The organism is Streptomyces sp. NPDC046881 (assembly GCF_040645015.1).
Lineage (GTDB): Bacteria > Actinomycetota > Actinomycetes > Streptomycetales > Streptomycetaceae > Streptomyces.
Window position 1 is genome coordinate 1 of the sequence record NZ_JBEYXJ010000235.1, and the last position, 1,744, is coordinate 1,744.

At 70.9% G+C, this 1,744-nt stretch carries 1 protein-coding gene; it reads left to right on the forward strand.

The annotated features are described in order from the left end of the window. Nucleotides 1-56: 56 nt before the first annotated feature. Entirely contained in the window at nt 57-1,610 is a 1,554-nt protein-coding gene (locus tag ABZ923_RS41240) for a glycosyltransferase 87 family protein (RefSeq protein WP_361483581.1), read from the forward strand. The last annotated feature ends 134 nt before the right edge of the window (nt 1,611-1,744 follow it).

A 1,744-nucleotide genomic window follows, 5' to 3' on the forward strand; every position in this document is an offset into this window, starting at 1 on the left:
TGCCAGGTGCGGCGGCCCTCGGTTTTTTCCCAGGCTGGTACGGCAGGATGTGCCCCATGCCCAGTGCAGAGATGACGCCCGCGAGCATGCCCGAGCCCGAGCCCGCGCGGCCCGCCGTGGCAGAACCGGTGCGGCCGACCAGGGAGGACGAGGTCGCAGCCGCCGCCAGCGAGCTGATCGGCGGTCCCGTGGGGCGGCGCGCCCTGCTCGGGACCTCCTGGTGGACCCCGGTACGGGTCGTGGCGCTCGTGGCGATCGGTATGTTCGCCCTCGGTCTGGTCCAGAAGGCGCCCTGCTATGACAGCGCCTGGTTCTTCGGCGCGAGCAGCCAGTACACGCACGCCTGCTACTCGGACATCCCGCACCTCTACCAGGGCCGCGGGTTCGCCGACCATCTCGTGCCGTACTTCGACAAGCTCCCCGGCGACATGGACTACCTCGAATATCCGGTGCTGACCGGCGTGTTCATGGAGGTGGCCTCCTGGCTGACGCCGCACAGCGGCAGCATCCAGCACCAGGAGCAGTGGTACTGGTTCGTCAACGCCGGAATGCTGATGGTGTGCGCCGCCGTCATCGCCGTGTGTGTGGTCCGCACCCACCGCCGACGCCCCTGGGACGGCCTGCTGGTGGCCCTGGCGCCCGCCTTCGCGTTGACCGCGACCATCAACTGGGACCTGCTGGCGGTGGCGCTGACGGCCGCCGCGATGCTGATGTGGGCGCGCGGCCGGGCCATCGCCTTCGGTGTCCTCCTGGGGCTCGCCACGGCCGCCAAGCTGTATCCGGTCGTGCTGCTCGGGCCCCTGCTGGTCCTGTGCTGGCGGGCCGGCAAGTGGCGCGCGTTCTTCAAGGCCGTGGCCGGCGCGGTGGTCGCCTGGCTCGTGGTGAACCTGCCCGTGATGATCGCGCACGACACGACGGGCTTCCACATCCGCGAGGGCTGGGCGAAGTTCTACACCTTCAGCCAGGAGCGCGGTGTCGACTTCGGCTCCTTCTGGCTGATCTGGGCGCAGAACTCCAGCCACCCGCCCACCACGAACTTCGTCAACAACGCGGCCATCGTGCTGGTGGTGCTCTGCTTCCTCGGCATCGTCGCGCTGACGTTCACCGCCCCGCGCCGGCCGCGCTTCGCCCAGCTGGCCTTCCTGATGGTGGCCGCCTTCGTCCTCACCAACAAGGTCTACTCCCCGCAGTACGTCCTGTGGCTGGTGCCGCTGGCGGTTCTCGCCCGGCCCAAGTGGCGGGACTTCCTGGTCTGGCAGGCCTGCGAGGTGGCGTACTTCCTGGGCATCTGGATGTACCTCGCCTACACGACCAGCGGAGACGCCCACAAGGGCCTGCCGACGCAGGGCTACCAGTGGGCGATCGTGGTGCACCTGGTGGGCACGCTGTACCTGTGCGCCGTCGTCGTACGGGACATCCTGATGCCGGAGCGGGACGTGGTGCGCCGGTCCGGCGACGACGACCCCTCGGGCGGGGTGCTCGACGGCGCGGAGGACGCGTTCGTGCTCGGCGCGGCGGCCCATCCGCCGCGGCACGCCGCGTACTCCGAGGGGCCCGAGGTGGACTGGGGCCGGCCCGAAGAGCTCGCCCACAAGGACCGTTCGCTCTGAGCGAACGCCCGCGGCGCCGAGGCCGACGCACGCAGAAGGCCGTACCCGGGCGCTCCGGGGACGGCCGGCGCCCAGTGCGGGGAGGGCGCAGCGGTCCTCCGCCCCCCGCAGCACCACCCACCGCCCGCTAGACA